The sequence below is a fragment of the Serratia sp. CY81684 genome, assembly GCF_052166595.1.
GTDB classification, from domain to species: domain Bacteria; phylum Pseudomonadota; class Gammaproteobacteria; order Enterobacterales; family Enterobacteriaceae; genus Serratia; species Serratia nematodiphila.
In genome coordinates this window covers 79,950-99,155 of sequence record NZ_JBJNOO010000006.1, presented here as the reverse complement: position 1 = coordinate 99,155, position 19,206 = coordinate 79,950, and the positions used below count along the sequence as shown (strand labels likewise).

16 protein-coding genes, 4 tRNA genes and 1 other RNA gene are annotated in these 19,206 nt (G+C 59.2%); 4 read left to right on the top strand and 17 right to left on the bottom strand.

Annotation, left to right across the window (positions count from 1 at the left end):
• The first annotated feature begins 103 nt into the window (after positions 1-103).
• The 4 genes from hemC to hemY are packed head-to-tail and all read left to right on the top strand — an operon-like array spanning position 104 to position 4,129.
• A complete protein-coding gene (gene hemC, locus ACJ8QF_RS21285; protein WP_049186147.1) occupies positions 104-1,045 on the top strand; it encodes a hydroxymethylbilane synthase in 942 nt (313 codons plus the stop codon).
• Complete coding sequence (gene hemD, locus ACJ8QF_RS21280) at positions 1,042-1,782, top strand: uroporphyrinogen-III synthase (RefSeq protein ID WP_280631055.1); 741 nt, start codon at positions 1,042-1,044, stop codon at positions 1,780-1,782. Before hemC ends, hemD begins: the two co-directional genes overlap by 4 nt.
• A gap of 22 nt (positions 1,783-1,804) precedes the next feature.
• Positions 1,805-2,929: a uroporphyrinogen-III C-methyltransferase gene (hemX, locus tag ACJ8QF_RS21275; protein WP_049200056.1), complete on the top strand. Its 1,125-nt coding sequence runs from the start codon at positions 1,805-1,807 to the stop codon at positions 2,927-2,929.
• 3 nt (positions 2,930-2,932) lie between these two features.
• A complete protein-coding gene (gene hemY, locus ACJ8QF_RS21270) occupies positions 2,933-4,129 on the top strand; it encodes a protoheme IX biogenesis protein HemY (RefSeq protein WP_004934228.1) in 1,197 nt (398 codons plus the stop codon).
• Positions 4,130-4,836: 707 nt separating this feature from the next.
• Here the strand turns inward: hemY and ACJ8QF_RS21265 are convergent.
• The 17 genes from ACJ8QF_RS21265 to wzzE all read right to left on the bottom strand — a co-directional run bounded on the left by ACJ8QF_RS21265 (position 4,837) and on the right by wzzE (position 19,198).
• Positions 4,837-4,963: non-coding RNA, RtT sRNA (locus ACJ8QF_RS21265), on the bottom strand.
• Positions 4,964-4,997: 34 nt separating this feature from the next.
• Positions 4,998-5,074: transfer RNA gene (locus ACJ8QF_RS21260), tRNA-Pro, on the bottom strand.
• 74 nt (positions 5,075-5,148) lie between these two features.
• A tRNA-Leu gene (locus tag ACJ8QF_RS21255) sits at positions 5,149-5,235 on the bottom strand.
• Between the two features lie 41 nt (positions 5,236-5,276).
• A tRNA-His gene (locus ACJ8QF_RS21250) sits at positions 5,277-5,352 on the bottom strand.
• 63 nt (positions 5,353-5,415) lie between these two features.
• A tRNA-Arg gene (locus ACJ8QF_RS21245) sits at positions 5,416-5,492 on the bottom strand.
• Between the two features lie 135 nt (positions 5,493-5,627).
• Complete coding sequence (gene thrP, locus ACJ8QF_RS21240; protein WP_004934226.1) at positions 5,628-7,031, bottom strand: bifunctional threonine/serine APC transporter ThrP; 1,404 nt, start codon at positions 7,029-7,031, stop codon at positions 5,628-5,630.
• A 365-nt stretch (positions 7,032-7,396) separates the two neighbouring features.
• Complete coding sequence (gene wecG / locus ACJ8QF_RS21235) at positions 7,397-8,137, bottom strand: lipopolysaccharide N-acetylmannosaminouronosyltransferase (protein WP_004934224.1); 741 nt, start codon at positions 8,135-8,137, stop codon at positions 7,397-7,399.
• 14 nt (positions 8,138-8,151) lie between these two features.
• Positions 8,152-9,519 (bottom strand): ECA oligosaccharide polymerase, encoded by a 1,368-nt coding sequence (gene wzyE / locus ACJ8QF_RS21230; RefSeq protein WP_004934221.1) that lies wholly within the window; start codon positions 9,517-9,519, stop codon positions 8,152-8,154.
• Complete coding sequence (locus ACJ8QF_RS21225) at positions 9,516-10,601, bottom strand: TDP-N-acetylfucosamine:lipid II N-acetylfucosaminyltransferase (RefSeq protein ID WP_442537847.1); 1,086 nt, start codon at positions 10,599-10,601, stop codon at positions 9,516-9,518. Before ACJ8QF_RS21225 ends, wzyE begins: the two co-directional genes overlap by 4 nt.
• Positions 10,598-11,848 carry a lipid III flippase WzxE gene (gene wzxE, locus ACJ8QF_RS21220; protein WP_197753744.1) on the bottom strand — a complete coding sequence of 417 codons (1,251 nt, stop codon included), beginning with the start codon at positions 11,846-11,848 and terminating at the stop codon, positions 10,598-10,600. Before wzxE ends, ACJ8QF_RS21225 begins: the two co-directional genes overlap by 4 nt.
• 1 nt (position 11,849) lies before the next feature.
• Positions 11,850-12,980, bottom strand: coding sequence for a dTDP-4-amino-4,6-dideoxygalactose transaminase (gene rffA, locus ACJ8QF_RS21215; RefSeq protein ID WP_171453148.1), 1,131 nt, complete (start codon positions 12,978-12,980; stop codon positions 11,850-11,852).
• The gene (gene rffC / locus ACJ8QF_RS21210) at positions 12,967-13,698 is read right to left on the bottom strand and encodes a dTDP-4-amino-4,6-dideoxy-D-galactose acyltransferase (RefSeq protein WP_280631059.1); all 732 of its coding nucleotides are present in this window, start codon (positions 13,696-13,698) and stop codon (positions 12,967-12,969) included. Before rffC ends, rffA begins: the two co-directional genes overlap by 14 nt.
• Positions 13,676-14,557 carry a glucose-1-phosphate thymidylyltransferase RfbA gene (gene rfbA, locus ACJ8QF_RS21205; protein ID WP_004934207.1) on the bottom strand — a complete coding sequence of 294 codons (882 nt, stop codon included), beginning with the start codon at positions 14,555-14,557 and terminating at the stop codon, positions 13,676-13,678. The genes rffC and rfbA overlap by 23 nt, the downstream gene beginning before the upstream one ends.
• A gap of 48 nt (positions 14,558-14,605) precedes the next feature.
• Positions 14,606-15,679 (bottom strand): dTDP-glucose 4,6-dehydratase, encoded by a 1,074-nt coding sequence (gene rffG, locus ACJ8QF_RS21200; RefSeq protein ID WP_280631060.1) that lies wholly within the window; start codon positions 15,677-15,679, stop codon positions 14,606-14,608.
• A complete protein-coding gene (wecC, locus tag ACJ8QF_RS21195; RefSeq protein ID WP_004934201.1) occupies positions 15,670-16,932 on the bottom strand; it encodes a UDP-N-acetyl-D-mannosamine dehydrogenase in 1,263 nt (420 codons plus the stop codon). Before wecC ends, rffG begins: the two co-directional genes overlap by 10 nt.
• Complete coding sequence (wecB, locus tag ACJ8QF_RS21190; protein WP_004934198.1) at positions 16,929-18,059, bottom strand: non-hydrolyzing UDP-N-acetylglucosamine 2-epimerase; 1,131 nt, start codon at positions 18,057-18,059, stop codon at positions 16,929-16,931. The genes wecC and wecB overlap by 4 nt, the downstream gene beginning before the upstream one ends.
• Before the next feature lie 86 nt (positions 18,060-18,145).
• The gene (wzzE, locus tag ACJ8QF_RS21185) at positions 18,146-19,198 is read right to left on the bottom strand and encodes an ECA polysaccharide chain length modulation protein (protein WP_033631474.1); all 1,053 of its coding nucleotides are present in this window, start codon (positions 19,196-19,198) and stop codon (positions 18,146-18,148) included.
• Positions 19,199-19,206 lie beyond the last annotated feature (8 nt).

Sequence of the window (19,206 nt, the reverse complement as noted above, 5' to 3'; positions counted from 1 at the left end):
TCCCTTTGATTCCGTTGTCCTTTTTCCGCCTCCGGCTTCTTGCACTGACAGTATTGGCTCTCAGTGGTAGGATGGATGGCGAAATATAAAAACGGTAACAAGCATGTTAGACAAAATTATTCGAATTGCCACCCGACAAAGCCCGCTTGCACTTTGGCAAGCACATTATGTGCAGCAACGTCTGATGGCCTGCCATCCCGGCCTGCAGGTCGAGTTGGTGCCGATGGTCACCCGCGGCGACGTTATTCTGGATACGCCGCTGGCGAAAGTCGGCGGTAAAGGCCTGTTTGTTAAAGAACTCGAACTGGCGCTGCTGGAAGGCCGCGCCGATATCGCCGTGCATTCGATGAAAGACGTGCCGGTCGATTTCCCTGCCGGGCTCGGTTTGACCACCATTTGCGAACGCGAAGATCCGCGCGACGCTTTTGTTTCCAATCGTTTCGCCTCGCTCGATCAGCTGCCGCAGGGCAGCGTGGTCGGCACCTCCAGCCTACGCCGCCAGTGCCAGCTGCGTGAACGCCGCCCGGATCTGATCGTGCGCGACCTGCGCGGCAACGTCGGCACTCGCCTGGCCAAGCTGGACAACGGCGACTACGACGCGATTATCCTGGCGGTGGCCGGCCTGAAGCGTTTAGGTCTGGAGCAACGCATCCGCAGCCCGCTGAGCGCCGAAGAGTGTCTGCCGGCGGTCGGCCAGGGTGCGGTCGGCATTGAATGCCGTCTCGACGACAGCGTCACCCGCGCGCTGCTGGCGCCGCTGAACCATGCGGCCACCGAAACCCGCGTACGCGCCGAGCGGGCGATGAACACTCGCCTGGAAGGCGGCTGCCAGGTGCCGATCGGCAGTTATGCCGAACTTGATGGCGACAGCCTGTGGCTGCGCGCCCTGGTCGGCGCGCCGGACGGCAGCCAGATGGTGCGCGGCGAACGCCGCGGCCCGGCCGCCGAGGCCGAACGGATGGGCGTTGAGCTGGCGGAAGAGCTGCTGGCGCGCGGCGCGCGCGAGATCCTGAGCGAAGTTTATCAGGGAAATCCGCCGGCATGACCATTCTGGTAACCCGCCCATCGCCTTCGGGGGAGCTGTTAGTGAGCCGGCTGCGCGCACTCGGCCGGGTTGCCTATCATGCACCGCTGATCGACTTCGCCCCCGGCGGCGATCTGCCGAAGCTGCCGCAGGCGTTGCAGCAGCTTAGCGCCGGCGATCTGGTGTTCGTGCTGTCGCAGCATTCGGTGAACTATGCCGATTCGGTTATCGGCCGCGCCGGGCTGAGCTGGCCCGCGCACCTGACTTATTACGCCATCGGCCGCACCACCGGGCTGGCGCTGCACCGCATCAGCAGTTTGCCGGTGGAATACCCGCGCGAACGCGAGATCAGCGAAACGCTGCTGCTGCTGCCGGCGCTGCAAAAGCTGGCGGGCAAACGCGCGCTGATTCTGCGCGGCAACGGCGGCCGCGAACTGTTGGGGTCGACGCTGAGCGAGCGCGGCGCCGACGTCAGCTATTATGAATGCTATCAACGCAGCCCGGTGCACTATGACGGCAGCGAGCAAAGCGCCCACTGGCAGCGCGCCGGTGTGGATACGCTGGTGGTGACCAGCGGTGAAATGTTACAACAGCTCTATACTTTAGTTCCTGATTACTATCGTTCTTCATGGCTGCTGCGTTGCCGCCTGGTAGTAGTGAGCGAACGCCTGGCTACCCTCGCTCGGGAATTGGGCTGGCGTACGATTCGGGTAGCTGACAACGCCGATAATGACGCGCTGATCCGCGCGCTACAATAATCTGACTATGGGATGTGCCACTATGACGGAACAAAATACCCCATCCGCCCCGGTTGAAGAGCCAACCACCGCGGTTGAGAGCTCCCAGCAGCCAGCCGCTGCCAGCCGCAAAGGCAAGAATACCGGCCCGGTGCTCGGCGCGATCGCTATCGTGCTGGTCATCGCCCTCGGCGCGGGCGGCTATTACCACACGCACAAGCAGGCGCAACAGCTGATCGCCGCCAATCAGGCACTGCAGCAGCAGCTCGAAGGCGTGAAGCAGAGTCAGCAGCAGGAAAGAAACGCGCTGGAAGGCCTGCTGCAACAGCAGGGTAAAACTCTGGACGCCGCCGATCGCGAGCAGGCGAATCTGGCGCGCCAGCTGAGCGAGCTGCAGGAAAAAGTGGCGACCATCTCCGGCAGCGACGCCAAAACCTGGCTGCTGGCGCAGGCCGATTTCCTGGTGAAAATGGCCGGCCGCAAGCTGTGGAGCGATCAGGACGTCAGCAGCGCCGCCGCGCTGCTGAAAAGCGCCGACGCCAGCCTGGCGGACATGAACGATCCGAGCCTGCTCGACGTGCGCCGCGCCATTACCGAAGACATCAGCACGCTTTCCACGCTGACCCAGGTCGATTACGACGGCATCATCCTCAAGGTCAATCAGCTGTCCAATCAGGTGGATAACCTGCGCCTGGCGGACAACGACACCGACGAAGCGCCGATGGATCAAAACAGCAGCGAGCTCTCCGGCTCGATCGGCGAATGGCGGCAGAACCTGGCCAAGAGCTGGCGCAATTTCATGGCCGACTTCATCACCATCCGCCGCCGCGACACCAGCGCCGAACCGCTGCTGGCGCCGAACCAGGACATCTACCTGCGCGAGAACATCCGTTCGCGCCTGCTGGTGGCCGCACAGGCCATCCCGCGCCATCAGAACGAGACCTACAAGCAGTCGCTGGAAACCGTCTCCACCTGGGTGCGCGCCTATTTCGACACCACCGACCCGGCGACCAAGGCCTTCCTGGAAGAGCTGGACAGCCTGAGCCAACAGTCGATCTCGATGGATGTGCCGGATCAGCTGAAGAGCCAGCCGCTGCTGGAAAAAGTGATGCAGACCCGGGTGCGCAACCTGATGACCCAGTCCCCTGCCGCTCACCAGGAGGGTTAAGCCATGTTACGTGTGCTATTTCTGTTCCTGGTGGTGATCGCCAGCGTGGTGCTCGGGCCGATGTTGGCCGGGCATCAGGGCTATGTGCTGATCCAGACCGATAATTACAATATTGAAACCAGCGTCACCGGCCTGGTGATCATGCTGGTGCTGCTGTTCGTGGTGCTGCTGGCGATCGAATGGATCCTGCGCCGTATCTTCCGTACCGGCGCCCGCACGCGCGGCTGGTTTATCGGCCGCAAGCGCACCCGCGCGCGCCAGCAAACCAAAGCCGCGCTGATCAAACTGGCGGAAGGCGACTACAAACAGGTTGAAAAGCTGATGACGCGCAACGCCGATCACGCTGAGCAACCGGTGGTGAACTATCTGCTGGCCGCCGAGGCCGCGCAGCAACGCGGCGATGACTTCCGTACCAACCAGTATCTGGAGCGGGCCGCCGAAGCCGCCGATACCGATCAGCTGCCGGTGGATATCACCCGGGTTCGCATCCAGCTGGCGCAGGGCGAGAACCATGCCGCGCGCCACGGCGTCGATCGCCTGCTGAACCAGGCGCCGCGCCATCCGGAAGTGTTGCGCCTGGCGGAACAAGCCTATCTGCGCACCGGCGCCTATGCGTCGCTGCTGGAAGTACTGCCGTCGATGCGTAAAATCGAACTGCACAGCGAAGAGCAGCTGCAGGCGTTGCAGCAACAGGCTTACATCGGGCTGATGAATCAGGCGATGGCGGACGAAGGCAGCGAAGGCCTGAAGCGCTGGTGGAAAGATCAGAGCCGCAAGACGCGTCACGAAGTGCCGCTGCAAATCGCGATGGTGGAGCACCTGATCGAATGCAACGACCACGAACTGGCGCAGGAGATTGTGCTCGATAGCCTGAAGCGCCAATATGACGAGCGCCTGGTGCTGTTGCTGCCGCGGCTGAAGTCCGGCAACCCCGAGCAGCTTGAGAAAGCGCTGCGTCAGCAGATGAAGCAACACGGCGCGACGCCGCTGCTGAACAGCACGCTGGGGCAACTGCTGATGAAGCACGGCGAGTGGCAGCAAGCGGCCGACGCCTTCCGCGAAGCGTTGAAACAGCGCCCGGATGCTTACGACTACGCCTGGTTGGCCGATACGCTGGAAAAACTGCATCGTTCGGATGAAGCGGCGCAGATGCGACGTGAGGGACTGATGTTGACGCTGAAACAGAACGGCGGCGAATAACGCCCTGCCCAAGTGAGAAAAGCGTGGCTCCGATGCCGCGCTTTTTTTTGCCCAGGGTTTTCTGTGGCGCAAAAAAAAACACTTGCCGTATGGCAAGTGTATAAAGAAGCAATCAGGTCTAGGACAACAGGGGCGGTGCCTCACTCAACGTTTTGCCCTGAGCGTGATGACGGGTTAGTCATCGTTCTCGTGGGCGATAGGCACCCTAAATCGGCTCTGCGTCATTCCCAGGGTTTATGAAGCCTAAGGCGAACATAAGAGGTGGAATGAGCATCTACGCTATAGATATTGCATTTGACGTGCCAACTTTCAGAACCAGGAAAGTCGCCATAAAAAATAGCATTCAATTTATTGAAAATATTGAATTTTTATTTACCCCCTAACTTTCTCTCAGCATGCCGTCCCCGGTCGTTCTTTACCCACGGCCGATCTGATGCTGTCGCCGCAAAACGACGACTTAAGCCAAAGCCACTTTTAATATTTAAAATCAATGGATTATTTGTCTCAAACTGGCGACAACGTCGAACCACATTGTCGCTGAAAACCTACACACGTGCCGGTTGAGACAAAATGCCAATGTTCAGATACGCAAAAACCCGTGCAATACCGCACGGGTTGGTCGCTATGCGTTTCCTCGCGGCGGCAAGGACTTACCCTCATCAACGGCGGACGTAAAAAAACCGACTTACGTCGGTTTCTTTGAAACTGGTCAGCGAGAGAAAGATTACGCGCATCCTGGATACGCGCCCTGCGGGCCGTTGCTGAAGCAACGTTGTCTCGCTTCGCGAGGCTCGAACCGCCTGCGGAAGGGCTCATGCTCATAAACTGCAGGCGTAAAAAAACCGACTTGCGTCGGTTTCTTTGAAAGTGGTCGGCGAGAGAGGATTCGAACCTCCGACCCACTGGTCCCAAACCAGTTGCGCTACCAAGCTGCGCTACTCGCCGATTTGTGTTGCTCATACTACCCGATTTATCAGACCGTTGTCCATATAAATCTTATATTTATCATATATTTTGCGTGGTGCGAAGAGAGGGACTTGAACCCTCACGTCCGTAAGAACACTAACACCTGAAGCTAGCGCGTCTACCAATTCCGCCACCTTCGCACTGTCACAAAATACTGCTAAATCTTCACTTCATCAGGAAGTGGGGTGGCTAATGGGACTCGAACCCACGACAACTGGAATCACAATCCAGGGCTCTACCAACTGAGCTATAGCCACCATTACTACTTCTTCTTACTCACGCGGTAATATTACCACCGCAGCTCCTGCGCACAAACTTAATGGCGCGCCCGACAGGATTCGAACCTGAGACCTCTGCCTCCGGAGGGCAGCGCTCTATCCAGCTGAGCTACGGGCGCGTAGCGCCGTTGCGGGAGGGGATACTACGGATTTACGCCAATCCTGTCTAGTGCTTTTTCGCAGAAATGTTGCGTTTGATTACGCTTTGCTCACTCCTGCGCAGGAAAGCGCACTCCGTAGCCCCTTTTCACCGTTTATTGCCGCGTTTCTACCCGATTTTCAGCCGGATGATGTTTCTTATGCATGCCGAAAGCGAAGTAGCACAGGCTGACGCCCGCTAAGAAAATCGCCCCGACCAGCAGGGAAATCCGCGTATCCGGGTTGATTCCCATGCCGACCAGTACGCACACCAGAAAAGCGATGGTCAGATAGTTCACATACGGGAACATGATCGACTTAAAGCTGTGGTTTTTGATCGCTTCCTTATGGGCGCGGCGGAAATAGAGCTGGCTTATCAGCACCACGAACCACGGCACCATGCCCGGCAGCACGCTGGCGCTGTAGACATAGACGAACACCTGCTCCGGATTCGGGATAATGTAGTTCAGCGCAGATCCCACCAGCAGGCAGCCGATGGTGACGGCGATGCAATTCACCGGCACGCCGCTGGCGGAAAGCTTGGTCAACGCCGCCGGCAGTTGGCGATTCTTGGCCAGGGCGTACAGCATGCGGCCGCCGCTGTACATGCCGCTGTTGCAGCCGGAGAGCGCGGCGGTCAACACCACGAAGTTGATGATGCCGGCGGCGGCAACGATGCCGATCTTGGCGAAGGTCAGCACGAACGGGCTGCCGGTAGTGCCGATGCCGTTCCAAGGGAAAATGGTGACGATGACGAAGATCGCGCCGACATAGAAGATCAGGATGCGCCACAGGATATTGTTGATCGCGCGTTTCAGCGTCACCTGCGGGTTCTTGGCTTCCCCGGCGGTGATGCCCACCAGCTCAACCCCCTGATAGGACGCCACCACGATGCACAGCGCAAACAGGAAGCCTTTCCAGCCGCCGGCAAAGAAACCGCCGTGCGCCGTCAAATTGGCGAAACCGATAGGTTCACCGCCGTTGCCGAAGCCGAAGAAGATCACCCCCAGCCCCACCAGAATCATCACGATGATGGTGGTGACCTTGATCATGGCGAACCAGAACTCCAGCTCACCGTACAGGCGCACCGCCGCCAGGTTGGCCAGCGCCACCATCGCCACGGCAATCAGCGCCGGCACCCACTGCGGTATTTCCGGGAACCAGAACTGCACATACACCCCGATGGCGGTGATCTCAGAAATGCCGACGGCAATCCACATAAACCAGTAGCCCCAGGCGGTCAGATAACCGAAGTAGGGATTCATGTACTTATGCGCGTAAACGGCAAACGACCCGGCGACCGGCTCAAGGAACAGCATTTCTCCCATCGAACGCATAATGAAGAATACGAACAGCCCGGCGATGATGTAAGCCAGCAGCACCGATGGCCCCGCCCACTTCAGCGTACTGGCCGAGCCCATAAACAGGCCGACGCCGATGGTGCCCCCCAGAGCGATAAGCTCGATGTGCCGGGCCTCAAGCCCCCGGTGTAGCCCTTGCGGTTTCTCTTTGTGTGCCATAAATCCTCAATAATTTTTCTCGGGTTGTGTTTGCCTGCCGGCCGCTGCCGGTCGTTATTGTCATTATTAAAAGAATAAATCATCCCCTGCCGATCGGACTGGCATCAACGGGTAGTCGGAGCGAAGTTACCGTGAGAAGGACATCGTTCAGCGCTGTCGCATCAGGCTTCAGCGGCCAGGGATAATTTCCGGGCGGTATCGTTTCGCATTTCGCCGCTATAAGCAAACCGCAATTTAAAACTTTATGGAATAAATGCAGCGGCGTTTAGGGCCGAGGGTTATAGATATGCGGGAGAAACGCGCAAAAGCAGATTATTGGTACAGCAGTCCGGAGCGGAACAGCACTTTCCACCCCGGATGAGAGGTTACATCTTGCCGCTGTAGTAGTAGCCGACAAACTTCAACAGCTTCAACTGCCGGCCGATGCGGCTGGGTTGGCTGAGCAGGCGGTAGAGCCATTCCAGACCAAGGTTCTGCCACACCTTGGGCGCACGCTTCACATGCCCGGTAAAAACGTCGTAGGTGCCGCCCACGCCCATATACAGCGCCTGCGGATGCACCTTGCGGCAGTCGCGCATCAGGATCTCCTGCTTCGGCGATCCCATCGCCACCGTCACGATAGCGGCGCCGCTGGCACGAATACGCTCGAACAGCGCCTCTCGCTGATCCGGTTTGAAATAGCCGTCCTGGCTGCCCACCAGGTTGACATTCCACTGGCTGCGCAGCTTTTGCTCGGTTTCCGCCAAGACTTCCGGCTTGCCGCCGACCAAGAAGACCGGCGTGCCTTCGCGGCCGGCGCGCTGCATCAACGCTTCCCACAGATCGGCGCCCGCGACGCGCGACACATCCGCCGCCGGGTATTTGCGGCGGATTGAGCGCACCATACTGATGCCGTCGGCGTACTTGTACTCCGCTTCATCCAGCAACGCATGCAGCGCCGGGTCCTCTTCCGCCTTCAGGATCTTTTCCGCATTCATCGCCACCAGCGTGCCCTGTTTGACCCGGCCGCCGTCGAACAGAAAGTCCATGCAATGCGCCATATCGCGAAAGCCCCACAGGCTGAAACCGCGCAGCTCATACTGCGGCACCGAAATCTTTGTTTCCATCGTTCTCATTACCCTTACAAAAGACCGTTGGCCCGAGGCGGAGACGCCAGCGCGCGGGCACGCGTCACTCTGGCCTTGATCAGCCCGGCGGTATCGAACAGCCAATACAGCAACTTCGCCAGCACCAGACAGGCGCCGAAAATAATGCAGAAGAACACCACGCGCGACACGAATGAGTCCACCCCTTCACGCGCCAACACGATCATGTTGAACACCGCGCCGAAGCAGAACCCCTGCAGAATGGCCGCCTTATAGCGGTTCGGCTCTGTTTTGCCCAGCTCATACAGCCAGTCGAACCACTTGATGATCATGCCCACCAGAATCGCGCCGAGCGGGATAAACAGCGCGCCGCCCATCACCACCAGCGAACCGATCAGCGTCGGCGAAATCGCCAGCCCGGAGTGGTTGTTCAGCACTTCCCAGGTGAAATAGTTGGCCGAGTTCAGCACCACGTCCGGCCGGCCCGGCCATAGCCAGGTTGGGATAAAGACGTAGAAATCACGCAAGATCGGCGCCAGGCCCTGGAAATCGATCTTGTCGTAATTTTGCAGCAGCAGCGCCAGGTTTTCCCACGGCGAGAAGGTATCGCGGGTCAGGTAGAGGAAGGTATAAAACGCTTCCGCGCCGCTGACGTCCAGGCTATAGCGCTTCAACGCCAGCCAGAACATGCCGACCACGCCGAATATGCCCGCCGCCGCCAGCATCCACAGCGTGATCCAGCCGCGCACGATGCCGATAAACAGGAACAACGCGAAAGCGATGATGATATTGGCACGGGTGCCGCCGACGATCACGTAGGTCAAAATGCCGAACGCCACCGTCGCCACCAGGAACAAAAACCAGGCGCGCAGATCCTGCCGCAGGAAATAAACCACCAGCATCGCCGGAATGAAGAAGTAGAAGAACCGCTTGAGCGCTACGCCGGACACATCGCTGGAGAAGATCTGACTGTAGGAATTGAGCTTGAACAGCAGGAAGCCGTTCTGCATGAAGAAGATCCCAACGGTACCGATCGCCACCAGCGCCAGCAGCACCCAGGTCATATGAGTCTCTACCCGGTTCATGGTAAACAGCGCCGCGCGCGGCTGAGTGCGGCGCTTGCGCAGCCGGGTCTTGTAGGTGACGTAATAGATGGCGTAAAACGCCGTCGCCGACAGCAGGGCGTACAGCAGAAACTCCACCGGCACCACCTCGACGTCAAACTGAAACACCAGCAGGCAGGTTAACGGGAAGCCGAAATAGAACGTCAGCAAATACAGCAGCGAGAAGAAGACGTTGAAGTTAAAGCGCACGCGCCGAAACTCCTGGTAGGTCAGCGTCAGGATAAACGTCAGGCTGACCAGATAGACGACAAACAGGCCGCCGAATTGCGCCAACGTCATGAGTGCTCTCCCGCCGCCAACGCCAGGGCTTGCTGCCAGCCGTCAACATAGTTCGGATTGAAGAAGGCGATCGCCTGTTTATCCACCGCCGCCAGCTGACGCTGCGCTTCGCGCACCACCGCCTCGTCCAGCGAATCGCCGTAGAACAGCACCGGCAGGTGCTGTTCCGCCAAATCCTGCCAGAACGGGTTTTGCCGGCTGAGCACAAAAGGCACGCCGAACTGAATCAGCAGGCACAGGGTGCCAATCCCCTGCTGGCGATTGAAAATGAAATAGCCCAGATCGCAGGCGCGCAGAATATTGAGGTAGTCCTCGAATGCCACCTGCTGCGTGAGCAGCTGCAGGTTTTTCTCGCCGAATAGCGGCAACCCGGCGGCGCGCACCTGCTCGATGTAGGCGTCGTTATTGGCCGGATAACCCATCGGCAGGATCACGCGCACGTCGGCGCCGAACTGCTGATGAATCGCCTGCAGCGCTTCGATATGCCGATTGCTGCGATCGCCGGAGTTGCCCACCAGAATCGTCATCGGCCCGGCCAGGTTTTTCTCGACGTGAACGTCGGTCAGCGCCGGATCCATCCGCGTCGGGAAGTACAACAACGAGGCCGGCACCCGCGCATGGCGCTGCTGATAGTGGATCACGTCGCCGCGGGTGGCGAACACGTTCCCCACTCGCCCCTGCGCAATGCGGCGCAGCAGGTAAAACAGCCGAAATTTCCAGCTGGTGGCGTCTTCGTACAGATCGGCGCCCCAAATATGCCAACTGGCCTGACGCGCCTTGATCTTGCCGCTCAGCAGCGCCAGCCACAGCCCCGGGTTGAACTGGCCGTGCAGGAAGAAACGCGTATCGCGATCGGCCTGGGCGCGCGCGATGACCGCCGCCGCCAGGCTTTTCTTGTCCGCGTAGGGCTCAATGTTCAGGGCGGGGAAATCTCCCAGTGCCGCCACATCCTTGGCCGCCACCATAAAATGCCGCGTCTGCTCAGCCGGCAGACGCGGCGCCAGCACGTCATTGAAGAAGCGCAGCACCGTCTGGTTATGATGCGGGATATCGGATCCCAGAACGTGAATCAGTGTGGTCATACTCGTCTACGATAGATAAGAAACACGCAGCTACAGAGCGTGAAATACACGATGTAGGTTGCCATATAGGCCTGAGCCGCCCCCAGCGCGCCGTGCAGCGGGATAAGCCAGTGTGAGAACAGCGTCAGCAGCAGAAACTGGCTGACTTCCGTCAGGATATAAAAGCGCAGCGACGCTTTGGCGATCACCAAATAGCCGAACACATAGGCCCCGACTTTCAGCACGTCGCCCACCAACTGCCAGGCAAACAGATCGCGCATGGCGACGAATTTGTCCGAGAACAACAGCCAGATGGCGAAATCACGCAGCAGCCATACCGTAAAGCTCGCCGCCGCTACCGCCGGCAGCACGAATTTCAGCGAGCGCACGATCTCCCGCGAGATGGCGCCCTTGTCCGTCAGCCGCGACAGCGTCGGCAGCAGATAGACGGTAAACGAGGCGGTGATGAACTGCAGATAGGCATCGGAAATGCTGCTGACGCCCTGCCAAATCCCCACCTCATCCCAACCGTAATGCGCAGCCAGCAGGTTACGCATCATCACGTAAGCCACCGGCAGCGTCACCGAGGTGATCAACGCCATGAGGGTGAATTTGCCAAGGTTGCCGGCCACGAGTTTGTCCCAACGCGGCGCCAGATAGCGCAGCGGCAGCGTTTTGCGCCGCCACAGCATCAGCCCGGCCGGCAACACCACCAACGCCGGCACCAGCGCCAGCCCCGCCAGCGCGCCTTCATAGCCCCCCAGCTTGAAGCACAGGTAATAAGCCACCACGCCAATCAGGCTGCCGCCGATCACCGCCAGCGCATTGCCCATCGCGTCGCGATAGCCTTTCAGCACCGCCATGAACAGGTTGGCGTAGGCGATGCCCATCTGAATGAAAGCGACGGCGCGCACCACATCGACGTAATCGGCATGCCCGAACAACCCGACGCTGATCGGTTCGGCGGCGAACAAAAACACCAGCGCCAGCAAGGTCGAAAAACCCAGCACGATGCTCGACGCAGTGCCCACCGCCAGGCGTAAACGCTGCGGATCCTGGTGGTACTCCGCCACGTATTTGGTGATACCGTTAAAAATGCCCGCGCCGGACAGCACGCCCAACACGGTGATCAACTGGCGGAAGTTACCCGCCTGCCCCACCCCGCTGGGGCCAAACGCCACCGCCAGCAGTTTCACCACCAACAGCCCCACGCCGATTTTGATCAGCGTGGAGCCGGCGGTCCATATCGATGCTTTTGCCAACGACATATCAGGCAAAGAAGCTCAGGATGGTATTGATTACCGTACGCTGATTGACATCAGACATATTGTAAAACAGCGGCAAACGCACCAGGCGCGCGCTTTCCTGCGTGGTGTAACGATCTTCGCCGGCAAAGCGGCCAAAGCGTTCACCGGCCGGGCAGTCATGCAGCGGGATATAATGGAACACCGCCATGATTTCGGCTTCCTTCAGGTAGTCGATAAAGGCCGTGCGCTCTTCAATATCACGCAGCTTGATATAGAACATGTGCGCGTTATGCACGCAGTCGGCCGGGATTACCGGCAGTTCGATGCGGCCTGACCGGGCCAACGGCTGGAAGCTGTCGTAGTACTTCTGCCACAGAGCCAAACGGCGCTGGTTGATGCGTTCCGCCACTTCCAGTTGGCCCCACAGGTAGGCGGCCTGCAGGTCAGACATCAGATAGCTGGAACCGATGTCGCGCCAGGTATATTTGTCGACCTGGCCACGGAAGAACTGACTGCGGTTAGTGCCCTTCTCGCGGATGACTTCCGCCCGATCGACCAGGGCCGGATCGTTCACCAGCGTCGCGCCGCCTTCGCCGCCGGCGGTGTAGTTTTTGGTTTCATGGAAGCTGAAGCAGCCGATATGGCCGATGGTGCCCAATGCCTTGCCTTTGTAGGTCGACATCACGCCCTGCGCGGCGTCTTCCACCACGAACAGGTTATATTTCTTCGCCAGCGCCATGATGGTATCCATCTCGCAGGCAACGCCGGCATAGTGCACCGGTACAATCGCGCGGGTTTTATCGGTGATCGCCGCTTCGATTTTGGTTTCGTCGATGTTCATGGTGTCCGGACGCAGGTCGACGAACACCACTTTGGCACCGCGCAGCACAAAGGCGTTGGCGGTGGAAACGAAGGTAAAGCTCGGCATGATCACTTCGTCACCCGGCTGGATATCCAGCAGGATGGCGGCCATTTCCAACGACGCGGTGCAGGAAGGCGTCAACAACACTTTCGCGCTGCCGAAACGCTGTTCCATCCACTGCTGGCAGCGACGGGTGAAACCGCCATCGCCGCACAATTTGCCGCTGCCCATGGCAGCCTGCATATATTCCAGTTCAGTGCCAACAACCGGTGGAGCGTTAAATGGAATCATGTCTACCTCTGTATAGCCAGTACGCGGTGCTTTCAATCACGGCACCCTGTCGTTGATAGAGTCGTAATGCGGCGATATTGCCTATCTGGGTCGCGACCCGCAGGCGCTGCATCCCTTGCCGTCGACACTCGGCGATCGCCGCCGTCATCAGCCTGGCGCCCACGCCCCGGCCGGATGCGCCGGGGAAAGCCGCCAACAGGCCGATGCGCGTTTCCTGGCCGCCAATGTCACGCAGGCTGACAAATCCCTCTGGCCGCCCCTGTTCGTCCAGCGCCAACAGGCACTGATGATCGAAAGTGCCCAAAACGGCCTTTTCGATCCACAAAGCATAAAACCGGCCGCTGTCATCAGGTTGATACCAGGGCGTACGAAAGCGGCTGACGGTGAACGCCCGAGCCGCCGCGGCACGCAATGCCGGGATATCGGCCTTTGTCGCCAGGCGGGAAGTCTGGGCGACGGAACCCGGTTCAACCGCGTGATCGTGCTCAAGAGCCAGAACCAGATCGACTTCGCCCTCAACCAGGCGAAATCCCAAATCAGCCAGGCCGTCCGCCAACGCAAGGTGCTGCGCGGGGACTTTGGCCTGCACCAGGGTATAAGCCGCCAGATCGGCTTCGGCAAGCGCCGGAGCCGAGGAGGAAAAGCTGAGTTTCGCGCTGTCTAGCGCGAAAAACTCGCTTTCCCATGACAAAGGCTCAATAGTGGCGTGGACGTGCATGCAGCAGATCCAGCAAATACTTGCCGTAGCCCGTTTTGGACAATGCGGTAGCGGCGCGTTTCAGCCCCTTGTCATCCAGCCAACCGTTGCGCCAGGCAATCTCTTCCAGACAGGCGATTTTAAAGCCCTGACGCTTTTCTACCGTCTGCACAAAGCTGCTGGCTTCCAGCAGACTGTCGTGAGTCCCGGTGTCCAACCAGGCGAAACCGCGCCCCAACAGCTCGACGGTCAGTTCACCGCGCTCCAGATACATCTGGTTGATGCTGGTGATTTCCAGCTCGCCGCGCTCGGAAGGCTTCACCTGCTTGGCAAACTCCACCACCTGGTTATCGTAGAAGTACAGGCCGGTCACCGCCCAATCGGATTTCGGTTTCTTCGGTTTCTCTTCGATCGACAGCGCACGGAAATTGTCGTCAAACTCCACGACGCCAAAGCGTTCAGGATCCATGACCTGATAACCGAACACGGTGGCACCTTCAGTGCGGGCCGCGACGGTTTTTAATTTCGGGCTGAAAGATTGGCCGAAGAAGATGTTATCTCCCAACACCAGGCAGCAAGAATCGCCGTTGATAAACTCCTCGCCGATCAGGAACGCCTGCGCCAACCCTTCCGGCTTAGGCTGCACCGCATAGCTGAGATTGACGCCGAACTGCTCGCCGTTACCCAACAAACGCTCGAAGGACGGCAGATCTTCCGGGGTCGAGATGATCAAAATGTCGCGGATCCCCGCCAGCATCAGTACCGACATCGGGTAATAGATCATCGGCTTGTCATAGATCGGCAGCATTTGCTTGGACACACCACGAGTAATCGGATGCAGACGCGTGCCGGAACCGCCGGCCAGAATAATACCTTTCATACTTACTCCAAAACCCGCCGCGCCACATCAGGGCAACGCGGCGTTAAATTAATCTGACAACCCCAAACGCTCACCGGCATAAGAACCGTCTTGCACCCGGCGCCACCAGGTTTCGTTAGCCAGATACCAGGCTACCGTCTTGCGAATGCCGCTTTCGAACGTTTCCTGCGGCCGCCAGCCCAACTCGCGATCGATTTTGCCGGCGTCGATGGCGTAACGCATATCGTGGCCCGGGCGATCCTTCACGTAAGTGATCAGATCGCGGTAGTGCGCCACGCCCTGCGGTTTGTTTGGCGCCAGTTCTTCCAGCAGATCGCAGATGGTCTGCACCACTTCGATATTCTTGCGCTCGTTATGGCCGCCGATATTGTAAGTTTCGCCCACCACGCCTTCGGTCACGACCTGATAGAGCGCGCGCGCGTGATCTTCAACATACAACCAGTCACGCACCTGCGCGCCGTTACCGTATACCGGCAGCGGTTTGCCGGCTACTGCATTCAGGATCACCAGCGGGATCAACTTCTCCGGGAAGTGATAAGGGCCGTAGTTGTTCGAACAGTTGGTCACGAGGGTCGGCAAACCGTAGGTGCGCAACCAGGCACGTACCAGATGATCGCTCGACGCCTTGGAGGCGGAATACGGACTGCTCGGCGCATATGGCGTGGTTTCGGTGAACAGATCGTCGGTGCCGTGCAGGTCGCCGTACACTTCGTCGGTGGAGATATGATGGAAGCGGAAAGCCTGCTTCTTCTCCGCCGCCAACGGCTGCCAGTAATGGCGCGCCGCTTCCAGCATCGTGTAAGTGCCAACCACGTTGGTCTCGATAAAGGCCGCCGGGCCGTCGATAGAGCGATCGACGTGGCTTTCCGCCGCCAGGTGCATCACCACGTCCGGCTGATAGCGGGCAAATACCCGATCCAGCTCGGTACGATCGCAGATGTCGACCTGCTCGAAGGCATAGCGCTCGCTCTCGGCCACCACCGCCAGCGACTCGAGGTTACCGGCATAGGTCAGCTTATCCACCACCACCACGCTGTCGCCGGTGGCCTCGATGATGTGCCGCACAACTGCGGAGCCAATGAAACCGGCACCACCGGTAACTAAAATACGTTTCAACGCCATACTCCTTTGGTATCAACAACCCATGTTTGTTTTACATCTTCCGGCCGGATGGCCTTGAACTGTTGGTGATCGACCAACATCACGATCACATCAGCCTGCTGCAACGCCTCAGCGATTGGCGTCAACGTCACATGGCCCGCCAGCGACTTCGGCAACTGTTCGACATTCGGTTCTACCGCCAGCGTTTCGCCAACGTGCCATTCGGCGATCAGGTGCGCCACTTCCACTGCCGGGCTTTCACGCAAATCGTCGATATTCGGCTTGAAGGCCAGGCCGAAGCAGGCAATTTTCACCTCGGACGCGCGCTTGTCAGTGGCGGCCAGGCAATCGGCCACCGCCGCTTTCACCCGGTCGACCACCCACAGCGGTTTGCCGTCGTTCACCAGACGTGCGGTGTGGATCAGACGCGCCTGCTGCGGGTTTTGCGCCACGATAAACCACGGATCGACGGCGATGCAGTGGCCGCCTACGCCCGGCCCCGGCTGCAGAATATTCACCCGCGGATGGCGGTTCGCCAGGCGGATCAGTTCCCAGACGTTGATCCCCTGTTCGGCGCAAATCAACGACAATTCGTTGGCAAAGGCGATGTTCACGTCGCGGAAGCTGTTTTCCGTCAGCTTGCACATCTCGGCAGTGCGTGAGTTGGTGACTACGCATTCCCCCTCGAGGAAAATCTTGTACAGCGCGCTGGCTCGTTCCGAGCACTTCGGTGTCATGCCGCCGATCACGCGGTCGTTTTGAATCAGCTCTACCATCACCTGCCCCGGCAACACGCGCTCCGGGCAGTAGGCGATATTCACGTCCGCCGCTTCGCCCGCTTGCTGCGGGAAGCTGAGATCGCTGCGCGCCTGCGCCAACCAGTCCGCCATTTGTTCGGTGGCACCCACCGGCGAGGTGGACTCCAGGATCACCAGATCGCCTTTTTTCAGCACCGGCGCCAGCGATTTCGCCGCTGCTTCGACATAGGCCAGATCCGGCTCGTGATCGCCCTTGAACGGCGTAGGCACCGCGATCAGGAACGCATCGGCCGCCAGCGGTTTGGTCACCGCCCGCAGGAAACCGCCGTCGACGGCGTCCTTGACCACTTTGTCCAGATCCGGCTCGACGATATGGATCGCGCCGCGGTTAATGGTATCTACCGCATGTTGGTTAACATCTACGCCCACCACTTTTTTCTTGCGGGAAGCAAACGCCGCCGCCGTTGGCAAGCCGATATAACCCAGGCCGATAACCGAAATAGTGTCAAAACTCATAGTGTCACCTGATGATTCTTTAAAGCTTCGAGGATACGCTGACAGGCATGCCCGTCGCCGTATGGGTTGTGCGCCCGGCTCATCGCGTGATATTCGCTTTCGTCCGTCAACAGCCGGGTCACCGCTTCAACAATTTTGGCCACATCGGTGCCGACCAGGCGCACCGTGCCCGCATCTACCGCCTCCGGGCGCTCGGTGGTGTCGCGCATCACCAGCACCGGCTTGCCTAACGAGGGCGCCTCTTCCTGAATGCCGCCGGAGTCGGTCAGGATCATGTAAGCGTGGGTCATCAAATAGACAAACGGCAAATAATCCTGCGGCTCGATCAGCATGACGTTGTCGATGCCTTTCAAAATGCGATTCACCGGCTCGCTGACATTCGGATTGAGATGTACCGGGTACACTACCTGCACTTCCGGGTGGCTGCGGGCGATCTCCGCCAGCGCACTGCAAATCCGCTCAAAACCGCCGCCAAAACTTTCCCGGCGATGGCCGGTGACCAGAATCAGTTTTTTGTCGGCATCGAGGAACGGGTAACGCTGCGCCAGGCTGGCGCGCAGCGCAGCATCGCTCATCACGCGATCGCGCACCCAGAACAGCGCGTCGATCACCGTATTGCCGGTCACAAAAATACGGTTGTCCGGCAGCAGCTCGCGCAGCAGGTTTTGGCGCGAGTTCTCGGTCGGCGCGAAGTGGTACATCGCCAGATGGCCGGTCAGTTTGCGGTTGGCCTCTTCCGGCCAGGGAGAATACAGATTGCCGGTACGCAGCCCGGCCTCGACATGCCCGACGGGGATGCGTTGATAGAACGCTGCCAGACTGGTCGCCAGCGTGGTGGTGGTATCGCCGTGCACCAGCACCACGTCCGGTTTGAAGTCTTCCAGCACCCCTTTCAGCCCTTCCAGGATGCGGCAGGTGATTTCCGTTAGCCCCTGGCCGGGTTTCATGATGTTCAGGTCGTAATCCGGCGTGATCTCGAACAGCCGCAATACCTGATCCAACATCTCACGATGCTGTGCCGTTACGCAGACTCTTGCTTCAAAGGCCTCATCCTGGGCCAGTGCATGTACCAGCGGTGCCATTTTAATGGCTTCAGGTCTGGTGCCGAAAACAGTCAACACTTTCACAGCGAATCTCTTTTGGTCGGTTAATCGCAGGCCCCGCCTGCGAATGGGGCGCTCACGCGCCCTGCATCAGATTATTATATTATTTTTTAACTACGCGGCCGACGCGCCAAGGCAACACCCGCGCCAACCAAAGCGCCCATCGCGCCCCATAGAATCAGCCAGAATACCCGGCGCGGGCTGTCGCGTTTTACCGGCTCTTCCGGCGTACGCAAATAACGATAGGTCTGGAACTTCTCATCCAACGTCGGGCCAACGTTCAGCGTCGCCAACATTGCACGATTCTGATCGTAATCCAGATCGTAGGTCGGGCCTGAGGCCTGCAGGCCTTCCAGACGCGCCTGCAGCATTGGCCGACCCAGCAGGAACAGATCCGAATCCGGCAACTGTTCTGCCGGGGTGTCGGTTTGCGTGCGGCTGATCCCCTGGCTTTCGGCGATTTTCAGCGCCTGCTGCGTGGTGTTCAGCTCGCGCTTGTAAACCGACTCCGCCACCGCTTCCTGACGTTTGACCTGCGCCTTCATTGAGGTGGTACGGGCGGCCCACGCCCCCTGAATCTCTTCGTTCAGGTGCAGAGCAGCGCGGTGGCTGGCGAAGGCCACGTATTGACGCAGCAGGCGATTGGCGTCCGCTGCGGTTTCCGCTGTCAGCTTCACGCCGTCGTTCGGGACTTTTTTGTCGTCGCGCGGCGTGAACAGAATGTTATTGATCAGCTCGTCGAGCAATGCCGCATCGGCACGGGCATCCCCTTCCTGACGCTGTTTGTAGTAATCGCTCTGCAGCCAGAAATCGCGACGCGTGTCGTAAGCCGCCAGCTGCATGATGAACTCATTGTACGCTTCATCCGCGATGCTCGGCTGATCGCCGGCCGTCGCCGGCAACGTGCGCACGTCCAGATTGCGCAGGAACTGCTGCTGGGAATAGTAACCGCCCAGCGCATTCACCGTGGGTTTGTCGGTGATTGCGGTCGCGCTCCACTCTTGCTTAACCAGGTAAGAAACGATCAGCGCGACCGCCGCGAACAGCACCGCAATGCCGATAATCCACGGTTTGCCGCGCCACAGGGTGCAGCACAGGCCGCGAATATCGAGTTCGTTATCCACCGCCGGGGTATGCTTGTCAGACGTTGTTTCTGGATTCATCACAGCCA